Here is a 741-nt window from a genome sequence, read left to right as displayed (position 1 = left end):
CAGGGGGAGGACGATCAGGGCGACGGTCGCGCAGGCCGCCGCGGCACCGGCCGCCGCCCGGACCAGCCGACGGCGGGCGGCCGTGCGGCGGATGGTCTCGTAACGGCCGGGCGGTGGGCCGAGGCGGTCGGCGGGGGGACGCAGCAGGACGGTGAGCGGGTCGTCCGGCTCGAAGTCCGGGCCCTCGTCAGGGCGTGTGATCAAGGCTTCTCCTCAGGTGGGCGCGGAGCAGTTCGCGGGCCGCGTGGAGGTCGGCCTTGACGGTTCCTTCCTTGCGTCCGGTCAGCACGGACACCTCCCGGATCGGCATGTCAGCGTAGTAGTGCAGCAGGATCGGCACGCGCAGCCGTTCCGGCAGCGACTGCACGAGCAGCCGCACCGAGGGATCGGACTGTTCGGCGTCGTCGTACCGCGGGCGCACCGCGGCCTCGGCGGTGGCCCGGTGCATCGCCCTGCGTTCACGTTCGAGCTTGCGCCAGTGGTCCCGTACGAGGTTGGCGGCGGTGACGTAGAGGAAGCCGTGCGGCTCCGCCACGGTCGTCCAGCGGGCCCAGAGCCGGGTGAACGCCTCCGACGCGATCTCGTGGGCCGTCTCGTCGTCGTCGACCAGCCGACGGCACCAGCCGGCGAGGCGTGGGTAGAGGGCGGCGAACAACTCGGACGCGGCCTTCTCACGGGACCGTTTCAACGCTCTCCATGGTCGTGATGGTGCGACAAGAGGAAGGGAGGAGGGGGTGGGTG

At 71.9% G+C, this 741-nt stretch carries 1 protein-coding gene and 1 pseudogene; both read right to left on the bottom strand.

Annotated elements, in window-relative coordinates; all coding sequences use genetic code 11:
• Positions 1 to 204, bottom strand: a pseudogene (locus tag P1P70_RS45355) (hypothetical protein); the annotation flags it as partial.
• Positions 188 to 688, bottom strand: coding sequence for an RNA polymerase sigma factor (locus tag P1P70_RS45350; RefSeq protein WP_319248432.1), 501 nt, complete (start codon positions 686 to 688; stop codon positions 188 to 190). The gene P1P70_RS45350 and the pseudogene P1P70_RS45355, both read right to left, overlap by 17 nt.
• Positions 689 to 741: the final 53 nt, after the last annotated feature.

Source organism: Streptomyces sp. MB09-02B (assembly GCF_033794485.1).
GTDB lineage: Bacteria > Actinomycetota > Actinomycetes > Streptomycetales > Streptomycetaceae > Streptomyces.
Note: the sequence above shows the minus strand (reverse complement) of the source record. Positions and strands in the feature narration are given on the sequence as shown.